Raw genomic sequence first — 18,444 nt, forward strand, 5'->3', positions numbered from 1 at the left:
TGTCGCCCACATTCCGGAGCATAATCCTGGCTTGGCGGTTTGGAGCAAAGGTACGCGCATCCGCCTGAAAGCGCCGGGTCCGCAGGGTTGTAAGCCCTAGGCCGAAATGCTAGATGGCCTCACCGAATTGATGTCGAGGAACCCTTATGACGACTGATACCGCATCCAACGGCAACGGCAGCGCGCAGCAGAGCCCGTCGCTGAATATCCTCGCCCAGTATATCAAGGACCTTTCCTTCGAAAACCCGGGCGCTCCGCGTTCGCTGCAGGCTCGTGACAAGGCGCCGTCGATCAACATCAACGTCAATGTCAACGCCAATCCGCTCGCAGAGAACGATTTCGACGTCGTTCTGTCACTGAACGCCGAAGCCAAGGACGGCGACCGTGTTCTCTTCAATGTCGAGCTCGCCTATGGCGGCGTCTTCCGCGTTGCAGGCTTCCCGCAGGAGCACATGCTGCCGCTGCTCTTCATCGAGTGCCCGCGCCTGCTGTTCCCGTTCGCGCGCCAGATCGTTGCCGACGCGACCCGCAATGGTGGCTTCCCGCCGCTGATGATCGACCCGATCGACTTCGCGCAGATGTTCGCGCAGCGCATGGCAGAAGAAAAGGTCCGTGCTCAGGTTTCGAACTCGAACGAAACCGCGAACTGATCGAAAATCAGAACGCTGAAACAATGAAGCCCGGCTCGCGCCGGGCTTTTTTGATGCCTGGTTATTCCTGGGGATCGTATTTTGCCCAGATCGCCTTGGCGCCGATCTTGGCAATCAGCGCAGCGTGAGCCGCAAGATCGTCCTCCGACAGCCGGCTCGGCAGCGGACGCGGACGCTGGCCGATGACGATCGGCACATCATCGAGCTCGATCGACTGCCCCGCCGATTTCGTCGAGACAAGGCCGAGCGCTGCCTGACGACCACCGATCATCTCAATATAGACTTCGGCGAGCAGTTCGGAGTCGAGAAGAGCGCCGTGTTTCGCGCGGTGCGAATTGTCGATGCCGTAACGACGGCAAAGCGCATCGAGCGAGTTCGGCCCCATCGGATGCTTGCGGCGAGCAAGCGCCAATGTGTCCGTCACCCGATCGATGGCGATCGGCGGCAGTCCCAGACGCGCGAACTCGGCGTTGACGAAGCCCATGTCGAAGGTGGCGTTGTGGGCGACCCAACGCGCATCACCGAAGAAATCTAGGATCTCATCGACGACATCGGCGAAGGGCGGCTTGTCCTTCAGGAAGTCGTCGGTGATCCCGTGGATGGCGAGCGCATCCGGATGAACCTTGCGGCTGCCGGGATTGATGAAGATGTGGAGCGTGCGGCCGGTCGGAAACTGGTTTTCGAGTTCGACACCGCCGATTTCGATCACCCGGTCCTCGCGATTGTCGAGCCCCGTCGTTTCCGTATCGAAGATGATCTCACGCATCCGCGTCTCCGTTTCTGGCTGCGAGTTCGTCGACGACCGCCTTCACCTGGCCGCGGGTGACGTCGAAACTGTCGCTGGTATCGATGATGTAGTCGGCGCGTTTACGCTTTTCGCTGTCCGGCACCTGCCGCGCAAGGATCATCGCGAGTTTTCCCTCTGTCATTCCCGGTCGCTTCAACGCCCTATCGCGCTGGAGCTCGGCCGAGCAGGTCACCACGATGACGCGGTCGACCCTTTTTTCCGCTCCTGTTTCAAACAACAGCGGGATGTCCAGGACGACAAAGGGCGCAGCTGTAGCCGCGTACTTTGCAAGGAACTCCTGTTCCTTCTTGCGCACGAGCGGATGTACGATCGCCTCGAGTTCGGACAGCCGTCCCGGCGCCTCCATGAGCTGGCGCGACAGTTCGGACCGGTCAACCTCGCCGTCTTTCGTCGTTCCGGGAAAAGCCGCCTCGACCGGCGCAACTGCCTCGCCGCGATAAAGTTGGTGCACCACCTCATCGGCATCGTTCACCGGAACGCCGAAGTCACGGAACATCTGGGCCGTCGTCGACTTGCCCATGGCGATCGATCCTGTGAGCCCAAGGATCATCATCAGCGCCGGTCCATGTCATCGATGATGCGTTGTCGAAGCGTGGCATCGACCGTCGGCCGACAGCCGAACCAGAGCTCGAAGCCGGGGACGGCCTGGTGCAGGAGCATGCCCAAACCGTCGACAATCGCAAAACCTTGCGCCTCTGCCTGCGCGAGGATCGGCGTCTTCAGGGGAACATAGACGATGTCCGTGACGACGGCGCTGGAAGCCATGACGCCGAAATCGAGCACGAGCGCTTCGCTGCCATCCATGCCTAGTGACGTGGTGTTGATGAACAGACCGGCACCCGCCATCACCTCTTTGAGCGCGCCCATCGGATGCGCTTCGACCGCCGGGCCGAAACGATCGGCGAGTTCCTTCGCCCGGTCGACCGTCCGATTGACGACATGGATCGTCTTGATGCCGCGATCACGGACGGCCTGAATGATCGCACGGCTGGCGCCGCCTGCGCCGAGAATGACTGCGGTTGACGTCTTGTCCCAGCCAGCCGCCCGCTCATCGAGATTGGCAACGAAGCCGCGGCCATCAGTGTTGGTGGCGTGCACCGCTCCATCTCTGAGCCATAACGTATTGGCCGCGCCGAGTTCCTGGCTCAGCTCATCCGGCCGATCCGCCAGACGACAGGTGAGCTCCTTGTGCGGGATGGTGACATTGCCGCCGCAGAAACCGGACGTTCCGTCCTTGAGGCTTTCGATGAAGGCGGCAAAATCTTCCGGCCTGACCTCATGCGCGCGATAGCTGCCGCGCAGACCGAGCTCATTCAGCCAATAACCATGGATCAGAGGCGACCGGGAGTGCTTGATCGGATAGCCGGTGACGAAGGCGTGGTTAACAAATGTTTCACGTGAATCACGCATCGATCGTTCCCAGTTCACGAAGTTTGGCGAGCAGCGGCAGCATCGGAAGACCGAGGATGGTGAAGTAGTCGCCTTCGATCTTTTCGAAGAGCTGGATCCCCTCGCCCTCCAGCTGATAGGCGCCGACGCTCGAAAGCGCCTTTTCGCCAACACGCTGCAAGTGGCGATCGACGAAACCTGCCGTCAGCGGCCGCACCGTCATGTGGGCGGAAGAAACGTGCCGCCAGACAACCTCTTCACCGCGCAAAAGCACGATGGCGCTGTTCAGGCGATGGGTCTTTCCGGACAGAGACAGCAAATGCTGAGCCGCTTCCGCCATGTCCTTCGGCTTATGATAGACCCGTGCTTCCAGAGACATGGTCTGGTCGGAGCCGATCACCAACGCGTCGCCGAAATGGCCGGCGACGTCGCGCGCCTTTGCCTCCGCCAGCGCGAGCGCTACAGTTTCGGGTGCCACACCGGCTTCTTCGAGTGGCTTTTCCAGCGCACGTTCATCGATCTTGGCTGCCTTCGCCTCGAAAACGAGGCCGGCATTTTCCAGGAGCGCACGTCGAAACGGGCTTGCCGAGGCCAGGACGAGCGAAAGATTCATCATGCAGGTTCCCGTATTGTTCGATTCGGGTCTAGCGCAGACGCGGACGCAGGGCAACGATTGCCGCCGCGGTTTCCTCGATCGAACGGCGGGTGACGTCGATGACCGGCCAATTGTTGCGGGCGCAAAGCGACCGGGCATATTTCAGTTCCTCGGTAATCGAGGCCTTGTCCGTATATTGATCGCCGTGAAAGCCCTGCGTCGTTCCGAGCACCCGGTGCTGGCGCACCTGCGAGATACGGTCGGCCGTGGCGATCAGGCCGACGACGAGCGGCTTCGTCGCCTCCATCAATCTTTCGGGTAGCGGCACGCCCGGAACGATCGGGATGTTGACCGTCTTGATGCCGCGGTTGGCGAGATAGATGCTGGTCGGCGTCTTCGACGTCCGGCTGATGCCGACCAGAACGACATCCGCCTCGTCGAAATCGGCGGGCAACTGACCGTCGTCATGGTCCATCGTGAAATTGAGCGCGTCGATGCGGGCGAAATACTCCGCATCCATCACGTGCTGGGCGCCCGAACGGCGGCGCGACGGCGATCCCAGATAGGACTGGAAGAGGTCGATGATCGGATCGAGCACCGAGACGCAAGGGACACCCATCTCGCGGCAACGCCGATCGATGACATCGGCGAGTTCGCGGTCGACAATCGTATAGAGCACGATGCCGGGCGCACCATCGATGGCGTCGAGGACCTGCAGCAACTGTTTGCGGTTGCGGATCAACGGATAGACATGCTCCAGCGCATGCGAGCTCTGAAACTGAGCGGCGGCGGCGCGTCCGGCAGCAATCAGAGTCTCGCCCGTCGAGTCCGAAATCAGGTGAAGGTGGAAGTAGTTTTTCTTGTTCTCCACGCAATTCTCCTGGTGCTGTTGATAAGCCGGGATGAAAGACAGCTAACGACGGGGCGCCGACCCAGGCAAGTGGAAAACTGCCGACTTATTCACAATTGGCGCTGTCGCGGAAACCGTTTCGGGGCAAATGTGGAAAAGACTCGCGACGATGACAAAGTGTCACGCGTATCAACCGCTTGTCCACAAGCGTGACCAAATCCGTGGTTCCGCTAACCGACTGAATCCAAATGCCTTTATTCGTCTCTCTGCACTGTTTTTCCAGATTACCCAGACACTGTCCCATCGCGCGTTGTCCCGAGCGACAGCCGTGGACAAGTCAGTGGCTTGTTTTAATCCTTGATACCCACCGACTCTAAGAAATAGAAACCTTCTAAATATCTTTGATTTTATATTGGGAGAGATGATCCGTGACCGAAACGCGCAGAAAGGTTCTGGAGGTTTTGGCAGGGAAGACGGTGTCTCCTCCTCCGATCTGGCTGATGCGCCAGGCAGGCCGTTACCTGCCGGAGTACAGGGCTACACGGGCTACGGCCGGGAGCTTCCTCGATCTCTGTTACACACCCGATCTCGCAGTCGAGGTGACGCTGCAGCCGATCCGTCGATACGCTTTCGACGCTGCCATCCTCTTCTCCGATATCCTGGTCATTCCCGATGCTCTGAAACGCAATGTGCGCTTCGAGGAAGGCCACGGGCCACGAATGGATCCGATCGATGTCGACGGTATTTTGCGCCTGAAGCCGGAGGGCATCGCTGAGCACCTCCAGCCTGTCTTTGAGACGGTATCGCGGTTGCGCGCTGAACTTCCCGTCGAAACGACCCTGCTCGGTTTCTGTGGCGCTCCCTGGACGGTTGCGACCTATATGATCGCCGGACACGGGACGCCGGACCAGGCCCCTGCCCGCCTTTTCGCCTACCGCAACCCGGAAGCCTTCGATCATCTGCTGTCCTTCCTGGCGGATGTCTCGGCCGATTATCTCGTGCGGCAGATCGATGCCGGCGCCGATGCCGTGCAGATCTTCGATTCCTGGGCCGGCGTTCTCGGCGAGGAGGAATTCGCCCGTTACGCGGTCAAGCCGGTGCAGCGCATGATCGCTTCGGTCAGGGCGCAGCGGCCGAATGCAAAGATTATCGCCTTTGCAAAAGGCGCCGGTCAGTTGTTGAAGACTTATCGCCAGGCGACGGGCGCCGACGCCATCGGCCTTGACTGGACCGTGCCGCTTTCCTTTGCGAAGGATTTGCAGAAGGAAGGGCCGGTCCAGGGCAATCTCGATCCGATGCGGGTCGTGGCGGGCGGCATGGCGCTCGAGGAAGGCATCGATCGTATTCTCGATGCGCTTGGCCATGGGCCGCTGATCTTCAATCTCGGCCATGGCATCACGCCGCAGGCCGATCCGGATCACGTGTCGGCGCTGGTTGCGCGGGTTCGTGGAGCGCAATGATGGCCGAGAAGCAGACCGACTTAGCGCCCGGCAACAGGGCGCGGCTCAGGGCAACGATCGCGCTTGGTGCTTTCGTGGCGCTTCTCGTCGGTCTCTTCGTCTGGCGGCCGGATGATTTCTATCTCTGGATCAAGGCGTTGCATCTCATCGCGGTGATGTCATGGATGGCAGCCCTGCTCTACATGCCGCGCCTTTTCATCTACCACACCGACGCCGCGCCGGGCTCCGCGCAATCGGAAACCTTCAAGATGATGGAGATGCGGCTGCTGAAGGTGATCATGAACCCGGCGATGATGATCTCCTGGGTGCTCGGCCTCTACCTCGCCTGGAGCGTCTATGGCTTCCACGGCGGGTGGCTGCACGCCAAGCTGCTGTTCGTGGTGCTTTTGACGGCAGTCCACATGCGCTTCAGCCGTGGCGTTCGCGAATTTCAGCGTGACGAAAACAAGCACGATGCGCGCTATTGGCGGCTGATGAACGAGGCCCCGACGCTGCTGATGATTCTCATCGTGATCATGGTCGTGGTGAAGCCGTTCTGAATTTAATCGATTCGTGATTTGCAATAGTCGTTTCTAATTTGCGACAGCCCCTTGCAGGGTTTCACGTGAATCGCTATTTTCTGCCATCTCCTCTTCATGGCTTGTGACAAAGACAAGAGCCTGCCTCTTCCAGCCGCAGCTCCCCAACGAATACTCGCCATCTCTCCACTACCCATACCAAACATGGATCCTTCATGGCTGAAATGAAGCTACAAGAACTCAAGAACAAGACGCCGACCGATCTGCTCGCCTTTGCCGAGGAGCTCGAGGTGGAGAACGCCAGCACGATGCGCAAGCAGGAGCTGATGTTCGCGATCCTCAAGATGCTCGCGGCTCAGGATATCGAAATCATCGGCGAAGGCGTTGTTGAAGTGCTGCAGGATGGGTTCGGCTTTCTCCGGTCCGCGAATGCAAACTACCTTCCCGGTCCTGATGATATCTACATCTCGCCTTCCCAGATCCGCCGCTTCTCGCTGAAGACCGGCGACACGGTCGAGGGCCCGATCCGCGGACCGAAAGAAGGCGAGCGCTATTTCGCTCTCCTCAAAGTCAACACCATCAATTTCGACGATCCGGAAAAGATCCGTCACAAGGTTCACTTCGACAACTTGACGCCGCTCTATCCGAACGAGCGCTTCAAGATGGAGCTCGAGGTTCCGACGTCGAAAGATCTCTCCGCCCGCGTCATCGACCTGGTGGCGCCGCTCGGCAAAGGCCAGCGCGGTCTGATCGTCGCACCGCCGCGCACCGGTAAGACGGTTCTGTTGCAGAACATCGCGCATTCGATCACTGCCAATCATCCAGAATGTTACCTGATCGTTCTTCTGATCGACGAGCGTCCGGAAGAAGTGACGGATATGCAGCGCTCGGTGAAGGGCGAAGTCGTTTCATCGACCTTCGACGAGCCGGCGACGCGCCACGTCCAGGTCGCCGAAATGGTGATCGAAAAGGCGAAGCGTCTTGTCGAACACGGCCGTGACGTCGTCATCCTGCTCGACTCGATCACCCGCCTCGGCCGCGCCTACAACACGGTCGTTCCGTCATCGGGTAAGGTCCTGACCGGCGGTGTCGATGCCAACGCGCTGCAGCGCCCGAAGCGCTTCTTCGGCGCTGCCCGCAACATCGAAGAAGGCGGTTCGCTGACGATTATCGCGACCGCGCTGATCGATACCGGCAGCCGCATGGACGAAGTCATCTTCGAAGAATTCAAGGGCACCGGCAACTCGGAAATCGTGCTCGACCGCAAGGTCGCCGACAAGCGCATCTTCCCGGCGATGGACATCCTCAAGTCCGGTACGCGTAAGGAAGACCTGCTGGTGCCGCGCCAGGATCTGCAGAAGATCTTCGTGCTCCGCCGCATCCTGGCGCCGATGGGCACGACCGACGCGATCGAGTTCCTCATCGACAAGCTCAAGCAGACGAAGAATAACGGTGATTTCTTCGACTCGATGAACACGTAAGACCCGTTCGATATCCGATTTGAGAGACCGGTCGACTTATCGTCGACCGGTCTTTTGTTTTCCCAAAACCTTAGCCGGATTCTTCTTCCTCATTGATTCGGCTTCGCAACAATCTCGTTCTCTCCGGGATCTGGGATCGGTGATCGCCCCGGCTGATTCACGTGAAACACACCGACGCTGTGAAACATGAGCGTGGCGGGACCTTGATATTTCGGCGCCGTTTCGGCATAAGCTCCCCGACCCTTTGAGTACCGTTTTCATTCTGCGTGAGCACGCTCCGCGAAGAATAAACAATCGGTCCGGAACTTCGACGATCCCCATTGTTTCGACCAGCGAGGCGCCCTTCCGTCACCGCGGTCTTTTCAGGTGAGCCAATGACAGCAATGCACACGATATATGCGCTTTCCAGTGGAGCCCTGCCCGCTGGCGTCGCGGTCGTGCGTGTCAGCGGTCAGCACACTGCGGCGGTCCTACGGGAATTGTGCGGCGATGTCCCGTTACCGCGGGCAGCAACGCTCAAAACGATTCGGACACGCAACGGTCTTGTGATCGATAGCGGTCTTGTTCTCTATTTTCACGGACCAGCCTCTTTCACGGGGGAAGACTGCGCCGAGTTTCAGATCCATGGCGGTCGCGCTGCGGTGAACGCCCTGCTCGAAGAGCTCTCCGAGTTCGAAGGTCTACGCCACGCCGAAGCGGGTGAGTTCTCACGACGCGCCTTCCAGAACGGCAAGCTGGATCTTGTGGAAGTCGAGGGTCTCGCCGACCTGATCGTCGCCGAGACCGAGATGCAGCGCCGCCTGGCGATCGAACACTCTGGCGGCGGGCAATCGCAGGTCTATGCGGCTTGGGCGAAACGTCTCACGCACGCGCGGGCGATGATCGAGGCCGAACTCGACTTTGCTGACGAGGACGATGTGCCGGGCTCGGTGAGCGAACGCATCTGGCAGGACATGTCCGTGCTTGCACAGGAGATCGCCGCACACATCGCCGATGCGCCGATTGCCGAGATCATCCGTGATGGGCTGAAGATCGTCATCGCCGGTGAGCCGAACGCCGGAAAGTCCAGCTTGCTCAATGCACTGGCGCAGAGAGATATCGCGATCGTCACGGAAATTGCCGGGACAACGCGTGACGTGCTCTCGGTGGATCTTTCATTAGCCGGATTCTCAGTCAAGCTTTATGACACCGCCGGTCTGCGTGAAACCGAGGAACGTGTCGAGCAAGAGGGCATACGTCGCGCGCGAGAAATTATCGAGCGAGCAGATTTGATCCTCCTCCTTTCGGAGACGGCGAGCGGTTTTGATTCTCTGTCCGATATCACATCTGACGGCACTGCCGTCTTGCGTGTAGCAACGAAGATAGATCGAGATGATCGGCAATGGTCTCCTGATGAAGCCGATGTTTTGATCTCGACCCGGACGGGTGAAGGCATGGATCGCCTACTGGATGAGATCGCCGCCCATCTCCCCGACCTCAGCGGTCGAACGTCCCTTGCCTTGCCTTCACGTCGCCGTCACGTCGATAGTCTCCGGCAGGCTCTTCGGGCAATCGAAGAGAGCTTGGCGGGGCGACATTACGGCCTGGACATCCGAGCAGAGCAGCTTCGTCTTGCCGGAGACGCGATTGGACGGATTACCGGGCGGGTGGATGTCGAGAACCTTTTGGATGTGATATTTTCCGAATTCTGTATCGGAAAATAGTCTGTGGAAACAACGATACAACGTTTGCGAGTCCTTCGTTGTGTTTCACGTGAAACGATTCGTGCCGGTGCAAAGGTGTGCTGGCTTGGAGATATGAGCAATGACCCAGTATGATGTTATCGTCATTGGCGGTGGACATGCCGGTTGCGAGGCGGCGGCCGCGGCTGCACGTCTCGGCGCCAACACGGCACTGATCACGCACAAGGCGTCGACCATCGGCGTGATGTCCTGCAATCCAGCGATTGGTGGATTGGGCAAGGGCCATCTCGTGCGCGAGATCGATGCCATGGATGGTCTGATGGGTCGGGTCGCCGATGCCGGCGGGATTCAGTTTCGCCTGCTCAACCGTCGCAAGGGCCCGGCTGTCCGCGGTCCGCGCACGCAGGCCGACCGGCGCCTTTATCGCGAAGCCATGCAGCGCGAAATAAGCGGCATTGCCAACCTCACGGTGGTTGAGGGTGACGCCTTCGACTTGATCGAGAGTGATGGCAAGGTCAGCGGTGTCGTCATGAAGGACGGCCGGACGTTTGCATCGACGTCCGTGGTTTTGACGACCGGCACCTTTCTGAAGGGGCTGATCCATATCGGCGACCAGAAGATCCCGGCTGGCCGCGTTGGTGAAGAACCCTCTGTTGGGCTTTCGGCGACACTGCTGCGCTATGGTCTGAAGCTGGGACGTCTGAAGACCGGTACGCCGGCACGCCTGGATGGGCGCGCGATCGATTGGGACAGTGTCGGCCGACAAGGTCCCGACGAGGATCCTGTACCGTTCTCCTTCATGACCGACCGCATTCTGAACCGTCAGATTGATTGCGGCGTGACGCGCACGACCGAGGCCACCCACAAGATCATCGCTGACAATATCGGAAAGTCCGCGATGTATTCGGGTCAGATCGAAGGTGTCGGTCCGCGCTATTGCCCGTCGATCGAAGATAAGATCGTGCGTTTTGGCGAGCGCGACGGTCATCAGATCTTCTTGGAGCCGGAAGGCCTCGACGATGACACCATCTATCCGAATGGGATCTCGACCTCATTGCCGGCTGATATCCAGGAGGCGTTCATTCGAACAATTCCGGGATTGGAGAATGTGGCGATCCTGCAGCCCGGCTATGCCATCGAGTATGACCATGTGGATCCGCGCGAGTTGAACGCGACGCTGGCGGTGCGCAAGATGCCCGGCCTGTTCCTGGCAGGGCAGATCAACGGGACGACAGGTTACGAAGAAGCCGGCGCCCAGGGGCTGGTCGCGGGCCTGAATGCGGCGCTGCTGGCGACCGGTCGGCCCGAGGTGATCTTCAGCCGCACCAACTCCTATATCGGCGTCATGATCGACGACCTGACGTCGCGCGGCATTACCGAGCCTTACCGCATGTTTACATCTCGAGCGGAGTATCGTTTGTCGCTGCGCGCTGATAATGCCGATGCGCGACTGACGCCGTTGGCGATGGAACTCGGCTGTATTTCAGATGCGCGCCGCGACCGCTTTACCGACTGGCAAGTACAGTTCGATGATGGACGGCAACTGTTGAAGAGCCTCTCGGTGACGCCAGCCGAAGGCAATCGTCATGGCCTGAAGCTGAACCAGGATGGCCAGCGGCGCACCGCCTTTGAAATCCTCTCCTATCTGGATCAATCGATTTCCGCCTTGGTGCCGATCTGGCCGGAGCTGTCGTCGATTGGTTCACGGGTCGTCGAGGCGCTGGAAATTGACGCCGCCTATGCGGTCTATATGGACAGGCAGGCGGCGGATATTGCAGGCATTCGCCGCGAGGAAAATCTGGCGATCCCTGAAGGCTTTGACTTTGACAGGCTGTCGGGATTGTCCAATGAGTTGAAGCAGAAGCTGAAACAGCATGCCCCGCGCAATCTGTCGCAGGTGATGAAGGTGGATGGCATGACGCCCGCCGCCGCATCGCTGATCCTTGCCTGGCTGAAGCGTCAAAACGGAAGCGCAGAACGCGAAGAAAAGGCAAGTGCACAATGAAAACGAGTCCAATCGATGTGTTGAACGGACTGCGTGTTTCACGTGAAACGAATGAACGCCTGGAGCACTTTGCCCGCCTTTTTCAGAAGTGGGCGAAGTCGATCAATCTCGTAGCGCCTTCGACGATTGAGGATCTATGGCGCCGCCATATCGTTGATAGCTTGCAGCTTGTACAGTTGTCGCCCGAGCCAAAGACCTGGGTTGATCTGGGAAGCGGCGGCGGCTTCCCGGGCATCATTACGGCGATCTATCTCTCGGAGTTCGCTGACGGCTGGGTGCATCTCGTCGAAAGCAACAACAAGAAAGCCGCATTCTTGCGAGTCGCCTTGGCCGAAACGGGCGCGCGTGGCTCCGTTCACCCGATTCGAATCGAAGAAGCCGGCAAGGTGATTCCGCACGCCGACGCGGTTTCGGCGCGGGCCTTGGCCGATTTGACGCTCTTGCTCGACTACTCTGCGCCGTGGTTGCTGGCAGATGAGCGCAAAACGGTCGCCTATTTCCACAAAGGGCGGGATTACCAGCGCGAAATCGACAAAGCCATTGGCCGCTATCAGTTCGATCTGGTAAAACATCCAAGCGTCGTCGAGCCGGACTCTGTTGTGCTCGAGATCGCAAATCTATCACGCAAGGTTCAGTGATCGGCGAGCGGAAACATGTTTGGCGCAAGAAATCGGATCATCACAATCGCAAATCAGAAAGGTGGAGTCGGTAAAACGACGACCGCCATCAATCTGGCGACTGCTCTCGCGGCAATCGGCGAACGAGTCCTCATCGTCGATCTCGATCCGCAAGGCAATGCCAGCACCGGTCTGGGTATTCAGCGGCGCGATCGGAACCTCTCATCCTATGAGCTGATGATGGGCTCGCACGGGATCAACGAGATAGCACAGCAAACCGCTGTGCCGAATCTTTCGATTGTGCCTTCGACTATGGATCTTCTCGGCGTCGAGATGGAGATTTCTCAGGAACCGGACCGGGTCTTCCGCCTGCGCAAAGCTTTGGTCAGCCCGGCGGCGATGGAGTACTCCTATGTGCTCGTCGATTGCCCGCCGTCGTTCAATCTCCTGACGATGAATGCCATGGCCGCAGCGCATTCCGTGCTGGTGCCGTTGCAGTGCGAGTTCTTCGCGCTGGAAGGTCTCAGCCAGCTGTTGGAAACTGTGGATCAGGTTCGCCGATCGGTGAATCCGTCGCTGGATATACAGGGTATCGTGCTGACGATGTTCGACTCGCGCAACAATCTCGCCCAGCAGGTCGTCAGTGATGTCCGGACCCATCTTGGCGACAAGGTCTATCACACGCTCATTCCGCGCAATGTGCGCGTTTCCGAGGCGCCGTCCTATGGCAAGCCTGCGATTCTCTATGATCTGAAATGCGCTGGAAGCCAGGCCTATCTGCAGTTGGCATCGGAAGTGATTCAGCGTGAACGCCAGCGCAAGGCTGCATAATCATTTCGGTAGCGTAATTTAAATCGGGTGACGATATGAACGACGATAGCTCGAAGAGACGGCTTGGTCGCGGACTGGCCGCGTTGATCGGCGAGATGGATCAACCGCTGCAGGCAGGTGCTTCCGCCCCTGCCCCGGTCAATCCGGACCGGCGTGTGCCGATTGAGTTCGTGTCGCGCAACCCGCGCAACCCGCGCCGGCAGTTCGACGAAGCCGAGCTTCAGGATCTCGCCAATTCGATTCGTCAGCACGGCATCGTTCAGCCCGTTGTCGCTCGCACGATCGGCGCCGACCGCTACGAGATCATCGCCGGCGAACGTCGTTGGCGGGCCGCACAGTTAGCCGGATTCACCGAGATTCCGGTCATTATCCGTGACGTCGACGATCGCACGGCGCTCGAGATCGCGATCGTCGAGAACGTTCAGCGCTCGGATCTCAACCCGCTCGACGAGGCGCTCGGCTATGAGCAGTTGATTGCCGAACACGGTTACACGCAGAACGATCTCGGCGAAATTATCGGCAAGAGCCGCAGCCACGTCGCAAACAGCCTGAGACTGCTGAAATTGCCGGAACCGGTGCGCGACATGCTGTCGGAAGGCGCGCTGTCTGCCGGGCATGCGCGAGCGCTGATTCCGACGTCGGATCCGGCGGCGCTGGCCCGCACGATCGTCTCCAAGGGGCTTTCGGTGCGTGATGCCGAGCGCATCGCCCAGAACGATATCCGCGCGCAGAACGACCCGAATTTCGGCAAGACGGCACGCCGCGACGAGAAGGATGCGGACACGCTGGCGCTTGAACGCACCCTGTCGGACAGCCTTGGCCTCGAGGTCACCGTCAATCACAAGGCTTCCGGCGGCCATCTTCGCATCGCTTACAAGACGCTCGATCAGCTCGAGGAGATCTGCCGTCTGCTCGAGCGCCGCTGAGCGCATACAAACGCCATTGTGAGAACAATCGAGAGGCGCCCCCTGCAAACAAGGGCGCGCCTTAATATATTGATTTCTCTAATCTTTCTGCGCGAACGGACCAGATTCAAAGGGATCGCCTGCAAGGACGCGGATCCATGCGTGTAAAGAGGCAATTCCAGCTAGGAAATGAAGGAAGCAAGCGAACTCAGCCGGCTGAGTTCCCCTGGGCCGAACGCATCAACGCCGTGCGGATTGCACCGCGATCGCCATGAGGTTCTGCAAGACCAGGCTTTCTTCGAGGCTGGCGCGACTGCGGCTTTGGAAGATGGTTGTCTGCAGGCGATTGAGTTCACGGCGTATCGCCGGCGCCGTCCATTGCTTCAGCGCGGCCTCGACGATCGGTTTGCGTCGGAAATGCAGACCACGCCCGAGCGTCGCAATCACTTGCCCTGCCTGTTGACGACTGGCGTCCATCTCGGCGCGCATCACGTCGAGCTGCTGGAACTGTCGCAGACAGGCCTGCAGTACCAGAAACGCCGGGGTCTTCGAGGTCGTGATCTTTTGCATCGCGTGCAGCAGGCCATCGAGATCGCCCTTGAGCACCGCATCGACCGCGTCATCGACGGAAATGGCGCTGGCATCGCCGACGATGTCGAGCACGTCCTCCTCGTCCACGGCCGTCTTCCCACGGCAGTAAAGGGCGAGCTTGCGCAGCTCGTTGCGTGACGCCAGACGGTCGCCGCCGAGAGCGTCCACCAGGCGCGCACGGGCGGCCGGCGTGATTCCCAGCTTCTCGTCGCCAAGTTCCTTATCAATCAAGGCCTGCAGGCCGCGAACGTCATCACTGTAGCAGGCGATACAGGCAACAGAGCGGGCCGTCTCGCCGATCTTGCGAAGGGCGGCACCCTTCTTCAGGTCACCGGCCTCGACGATCACATAGCTGCCTGAGGGCGGCTCGGCCGCCAAAAGCTGCATCGCGTCGACGAGTGACTTCTCGTTGGCTGCTCCCCGCACCCAGATGAGCTTCTCACCGCCAAACAGCCCGATGGAATTGACCTCGTCCAGCAGCCGGCCGGGCGATTGCGCCAGCTCGCTGACATCGAGCTTCAGGACGGAAAAGGGATCATCCAGCGGCACGCCGCAGCGCGCGGCGAGTGCGGACGCACGCTCGGATACGAGCCCGCGATCGGGCCCGTAGAGAATGAACAGCCGGTAGACCCCGACGGACTTCTGGAGGAAGGAGTCGAATTCGTGCGACTTGACTTCGCTCATCCCGACACCGGACTAGCGACTGAGGGCCGCGGCAACATCAGCCCGGATCAGCTCGGCCAATTCCTTTGCGGCGCGGTTTTCGCCATCGCGCACGGCGCGCACCTTGGCAAATTCCTGGACGGAGAAGTCGACAAGCGCGACCGCCGTGCGGTTGCCAGACTTGATCGTCTCGCCCGTTCCGATCTTCGTCAGGTTGTAGTCCGCCTTGACGACGATGCGTCCGGCGCTTGCCCGATCCACGCGGTCCTTGTTCTGATCATAGAGCACGCCCATGGCGCGGCTCGTGACGTCCAGCGACAGGTGATATTGCGGGTTTACCGGTTCGCCCTGCCCGCCCGCCACAAGGAAGATCAGCGCGTTGCGGACTTCCTGTTCGACGCGCTCGTCGGCATCGGAGATCTCGATCGCCGCCAGCGCCGTCGACGTACCGACAGGATCGGAGTAGAGCGGCCTGACCTGGCAGCCGGCGAGCGCGGTCAGCAAAAGAACACCTGCCAGCACCGGAAACGACCGGATACGGGAGCCAGCTCTATCAGACAACGACATTGACGATCCTCTGGGGCACGATGATGATTTTCTTGGGGCTGCTGCCGTTGAGCGCGGACTTGACGGCATCGAGCGCCAGGACGGCGCTTTCGATCGCACTCTGATCCGCATCGCGGGCGATTGTCAAATCGGCGCGCTTCTTGCCGTTGATCTGCACGGGAAGGGTAATTTCGTTCTCGACGACCAGCGCAGGATTGAACGTCGGCCAGCCGCGCTCCGCGATCAGCCCCTCGCCGCCGATTTCGCGCCAGCATTCCTCGGCGAGGTGCGGCGTCATCGGTGCAATCAGGCTGACCAGGATCGTCGTGGCGTCCTTTACAGCGCTCGCGAGCGCTGCGTCCGCCTTGCCGGCGGCAACCTGTGTCAGCGGTGCGGCAAGCGTGTTCACGAGCTCATAGATCCGTGCCACGGCCTTGTTGAAGGCCAGCTTGTCATAATCCGCCTCGACCGCGCGCAGCGTCTTGTGCGCGGCCTGAGAAACGGCAAGGGCCTCGCCTTCAAGCGCCGGTACGGCTTCGATCCCGCGCAGCTTTTCGGCCGCCTCGCTGATCAAGCGCCATACGCGCTGGACGAAGCGATGTGATCCTTCGACACCGGCTTCGGACCAGATGACGTCACGATCCGGCGGCGAATCGGAGAGAACGAAGAAGCGCGCGGTATCGGCGCCATAGGAAGCGATGATGTCGTCGGGATCGACGACGTTCTTCTTCGACTTCGACATCTTCTCGATCGAGCCGATGGCGATTTCCTCGCCGGTCTCGAGCAGCACGGCGCGGCGGCGTCCGTCGATTTCCTCGATGCGGATCTCGGCCGGGGTCACCCATTCGCGCTGGGCACCCTCGCCGCGGCTATAGGTTTCGTGCACGACCATGCCCTGGGTGAAGAGACCCTTGAACGGCTCGTCGAGCGCGACATGACCGGTCGCCTTCATCGCGCGGGTGAAGAAGCGCGAGTAGAGCAGGTGCAGGATCGCGTGCTCGATGCCGCCGATATATTGATCCACCGGCAGCCAATGGTTGGCGACCTTGGGGTCGGTCGGATTGTCTTCCCACGGCGCGGTGAAGCGGGTGAAGTACCAGGACGAATCGACGAAGGTGTCCATCGTGTCCGTCTCGCGCCGGGCATCCTTGCCGCAATGCGGGCAGGCAACGTGGCGCCAGGTCGGGTGACGGTCGAGCGGATTGCCCGGCTTGTCGAAGGTGACGTCCGGCGGCAGAATGACCGGCAGGTCGGCCTTCGGAACCGGCACGACGCCACAATCATCACAATGGATGACCGGAATCGGGCAGCCCCAATAGCGCTGACGCGAAATGCCCCAGTCGCGCAGGCGGAAGTTCACCTTGCGCTCGGCGCGCCGCGTGCCGTCGAGCGTTTCCTGCTCGAGCTTCGAGGCGACTGTCTCAAATGCCTCTTCCGTCGACAGGCCGTCGAGGAAGCGCGAGTTGATCATCACGCCGTCGCCGATATAGGCCTCGTCGCCGATGGCGAAGGTTGCGGCATCGCCGTCCTTCGGCATAACGACCGGAACAACCGGCAGGTCGTACTTGCGGGCGAAGTCGAGGTCGCGCTGGTCACCGGAGGGGCAGCCGAAGATGGCGCCCGTGCCGTAGTCCATCAGTACGAAATTTGCGACATAAACAGGCAGTTCCCAGCTCGGATCGAGCGGGTGCTTGGCGCGAATGCCGGTATCGATGCCCTTCTTTTCCGCCGTTTCCAGCGCGGCGAGCGAGGTGCCGGCGCGGCGGCACTCCTCGCAGAAGGCATCGACTTCCGGATTGGTCGCCGCCGCCTGCCTAGCCAGCGGATGGTCGGCAGCGATCGCCAGGAAGGAAGCGCCGAAGAGCGTGTCCGGACGGGTCGTGTAGACGGTCAGCTCGGTCGCGTCACCGGCGGTGCCTTCGACCAGTTCCCAACGCAGCGACAGGCCTTCGGAGCGGCCGATCCAGTTCTTCTGCATCAGGCGCACCTTCTCGGGCCACTGATCCAGCGTGTCGAGCGCGTCGAGCAGTTCCTGGCTGAAGTCGGTGATGCGGAAGAACCACTGCGTCAGTTCGCGCTGTTCGACCAGCGCGCCCGACCGCCAGCCGCGGCCGTCGATCACCTGCTCATTGGCGAGCACGGTGTTGTCGACCGGGTCCCAGTTGACCTTCGACTGCTTGCGGTAGACGAGGCCCTTCTCCAGGAAGTCCAGGAACAGGTGCTGCTGGCGCTGGTAGTAGGCGGGGTCGCAGGTCGCGAATTCGCGGTTCCAGTCGAGCGACAGGCCCATGACCTTGAGCTGCGCCTTCATCGAGGCGATGTTCTGGTAGGTCCAGCTTGCCGGATGCACGCCGCGTTCCATGGCAGCGTTTTCGGCCGGCATGCCGAAGGCGTCCCAGCCCATCGGGTGCAGCACGTTGAAGCCGCGGGCGCGCTTGTAGCGCGCCACCACGTCACCCATGGTGTAGTTGCGCACGTGGCCCATATGGATGCGGCCCGACGGATAGGGGAACATCTCGAGCACGTAGTACTTTTCGCGCGGATCGTCGTTCTCGGTCTGGAAGACCTCGTTCTTTTCCCATTCCTGCTGCCAACGGGGCTCGGCATCACGCGGATTGTATCGTTCGCTAGACATGTCTTTTCGATGTTCCGGAAGTTCTGCGGCGCATAGGGCGCGCCTCATGATAGTTGGGGTGACCTTCACCACGAAACCGCCTGACGGTCAAGTTTTTGAAGGGTTTGCCGCGACACTTTGGCGGATTTGCGCCCGTCATGAGGGTGGCGGTCTTGGCAAGCCGATCAACTTTGCCTAATCCGCTCGGTGAGTGGTTTGAGAAATCCGTTTCGGAGAAA

17 protein-coding genes are annotated in these 18,444 nt (G+C 60.3%); 9 read left to right on the forward strand and 8 right to left on the reverse strand.

Annotation, left to right across the window (positions count from 1 at the left end):
• The first annotated feature begins 146 nt into the window (after positions 1–146).
• Positions 147–650 (forward strand): protein-export chaperone SecB, encoded by a 504-nt coding sequence (secB, locus tag ACTJKE_RS02530; RefSeq protein WP_057252025.1) that lies wholly within the window; start codon positions 147–149, stop codon positions 648–650.
• 61 nt (positions 651–711) lie between these two features.
• Here secB and dnaQ read toward each other — a convergent pair whose 3' ends face one another.
• From dnaQ to ACTJKE_RS02555, 5 genes are read right to left on the reverse strand one after another with little or no spacing between them, the layout of a single operon-like run.
• Positions 712–1,416 carry a DNA polymerase III subunit epsilon gene (dnaQ, locus tag ACTJKE_RS02535; protein WP_112995087.1) on the reverse strand — a complete coding sequence of 235 codons (705 nt, stop codon included), beginning with the start codon at positions 1,414–1,416 and terminating at the stop codon, positions 712–714.
• Positions 1,409–2,011: a dephospho-CoA kinase gene (gene coaE, locus ACTJKE_RS02540; protein ID WP_112995088.1), complete on the reverse strand. Its 603-nt coding sequence runs from the start codon at positions 2,009–2,011 to the stop codon at positions 1,409–1,411. The genes dnaQ and coaE overlap by 8 nt, the downstream gene beginning before the upstream one ends.
• Positions 2,011–2,868 carry a shikimate dehydrogenase gene (locus tag ACTJKE_RS02545; RefSeq protein ID WP_112995089.1) on the reverse strand — a complete coding sequence of 286 codons (858 nt, stop codon included), beginning with the start codon at positions 2,866–2,868 and terminating at the stop codon, positions 2,011–2,013. The genes coaE and ACTJKE_RS02545 overlap by 1 nt, the downstream gene beginning before the upstream one ends.
• Positions 2,861–3,460, reverse strand: a complete 600-nt coding sequence (locus ACTJKE_RS02550; protein ID WP_057252123.1) for a Maf-like protein — start codon at positions 3,458–3,460, stop codon at positions 2,861–2,863. Before ACTJKE_RS02550 ends, ACTJKE_RS02545 begins: the two co-directional genes overlap by 8 nt.
• 31 nt (positions 3,461–3,491) lie before the next feature.
• The gene (locus ACTJKE_RS02555; protein ID WP_057252021.1) at positions 3,492–4,313 is read right to left on the reverse strand and encodes a pyruvate, water dikinase regulatory protein; all 822 of its coding nucleotides are present in this window, start codon (positions 4,311–4,313) and stop codon (positions 3,492–3,494) included.
• 407 nt (positions 4,314–4,720) lie between these two features.
• Here ACTJKE_RS02555 and hemE point away from each other — a divergent pair, with 407 nt between their 5' ends.
• From hemE to ACTJKE_RS02595, 8 genes are all read left to right on the forward strand, one after another.
• A complete protein-coding gene (gene hemE / locus ACTJKE_RS02560) occupies positions 4,721–5,752 on the forward strand; it encodes a uroporphyrinogen decarboxylase (protein WP_110879966.1) in 1,032 nt (343 codons plus the stop codon).
• Entirely contained in the window at positions 5,749–6,291 is a 543-nt protein-coding gene (gene hemJ / locus ACTJKE_RS02565) for a protoporphyrinogen oxidase HemJ (protein ID WP_440691132.1), read from the forward strand. Before hemE ends, hemJ begins: the two co-directional genes overlap by 4 nt.
• Positions 6,292–6,485: 194 nt before the next feature.
• Positions 6,486–7,751, forward strand: a complete 1,266-nt coding sequence (gene rho / locus ACTJKE_RS02570; protein WP_093233478.1) for a transcription termination factor Rho — start codon at positions 6,486–6,488, stop codon at positions 7,749–7,751.
• A 374-nt stretch (positions 7,752–8,125) separates the two neighbouring features.
• Positions 8,126–9,454, forward strand: a complete 1,329-nt coding sequence (gene mnmE / locus ACTJKE_RS02575) for a tRNA uridine-5-carboxymethylaminomethyl(34) synthesis GTPase MnmE (protein ID WP_112995091.1) — start codon at positions 8,126–8,128, stop codon at positions 9,452–9,454.
• 100 nt (positions 9,455–9,554) lie between these two features.
• On the forward strand, positions 9,555–11,438 hold the full coding sequence (gene mnmG / locus ACTJKE_RS02580; protein ID WP_113479863.1) for a tRNA uridine-5-carboxymethylaminomethyl(34) synthesis enzyme MnmG: 1,884 nt from the start codon (positions 9,555–9,557) through the stop codon (positions 11,436–11,438).
• The gene (gene rsmG, locus ACTJKE_RS02585; protein ID WP_058321626.1) at positions 11,435–12,076 is read left to right on the forward strand and encodes a 16S rRNA (guanine(527)-N(7))-methyltransferase RsmG; all 642 of its coding nucleotides are present in this window, start codon (positions 11,435–11,437) and stop codon (positions 12,074–12,076) included. The genes mnmG and rsmG overlap by 4 nt, the downstream gene beginning before the upstream one ends.
• A 15-nt stretch (positions 12,077–12,091) precedes the next feature.
• On the forward strand, positions 12,092–12,886 hold the full coding sequence (locus tag ACTJKE_RS02590) for a ParA family protein (protein WP_057252015.1): 795 nt from the start codon (positions 12,092–12,094) through the stop codon (positions 12,884–12,886).
• Positions 12,887–12,921: 35 nt separating this feature from the next.
• Complete coding sequence (locus tag ACTJKE_RS02595; protein ID WP_057252014.1) at positions 12,922–13,812, forward strand: ParB/RepB/Spo0J family partition protein; 891 nt, start codon at positions 12,922–12,924, stop codon at positions 13,810–13,812.
• A 219-nt stretch (positions 13,813–14,031) separates the two neighbouring features.
• Here the strand turns inward: ACTJKE_RS02595 and holA are convergent, their stop codons facing one another.
• Genes holA through leuS form a run of 3 tightly spaced genes read right to left on the reverse strand, consistent with a single transcriptional unit; the run spans position 14,032 to position 18,226 of the window.
• Complete coding sequence (gene holA, locus ACTJKE_RS02600) at positions 14,032–15,066, reverse strand: DNA polymerase III subunit delta (protein WP_058321627.1); 1,035 nt, start codon at positions 15,064–15,066, stop codon at positions 14,032–14,034.
• Between the two features lie 12 nt (positions 15,067–15,078).
• Positions 15,079–15,612 (reverse strand): LPS assembly lipoprotein LptE, encoded by a 534-nt coding sequence (gene lptE, locus ACTJKE_RS02605; RefSeq protein WP_057252012.1) that lies wholly within the window; start codon positions 15,610–15,612, stop codon positions 15,079–15,081.
• Positions 15,599–18,226, reverse strand: a complete 2,628-nt coding sequence (leuS, locus tag ACTJKE_RS02610; protein WP_440691135.1) for a leucine--tRNA ligase — start codon at positions 18,224–18,226, stop codon at positions 15,599–15,601. The genes lptE and leuS overlap by 14 nt, the downstream gene beginning before the upstream one ends.
• Positions 18,227–18,444 lie beyond the last annotated feature (218 nt).

It is taken from the genome of Ensifer sp. 22521, from assembly GCF_052044795.1.
GTDB lineage: Bacteria > Pseudomonadota > Alphaproteobacteria > Rhizobiales > Rhizobiaceae > Ensifer.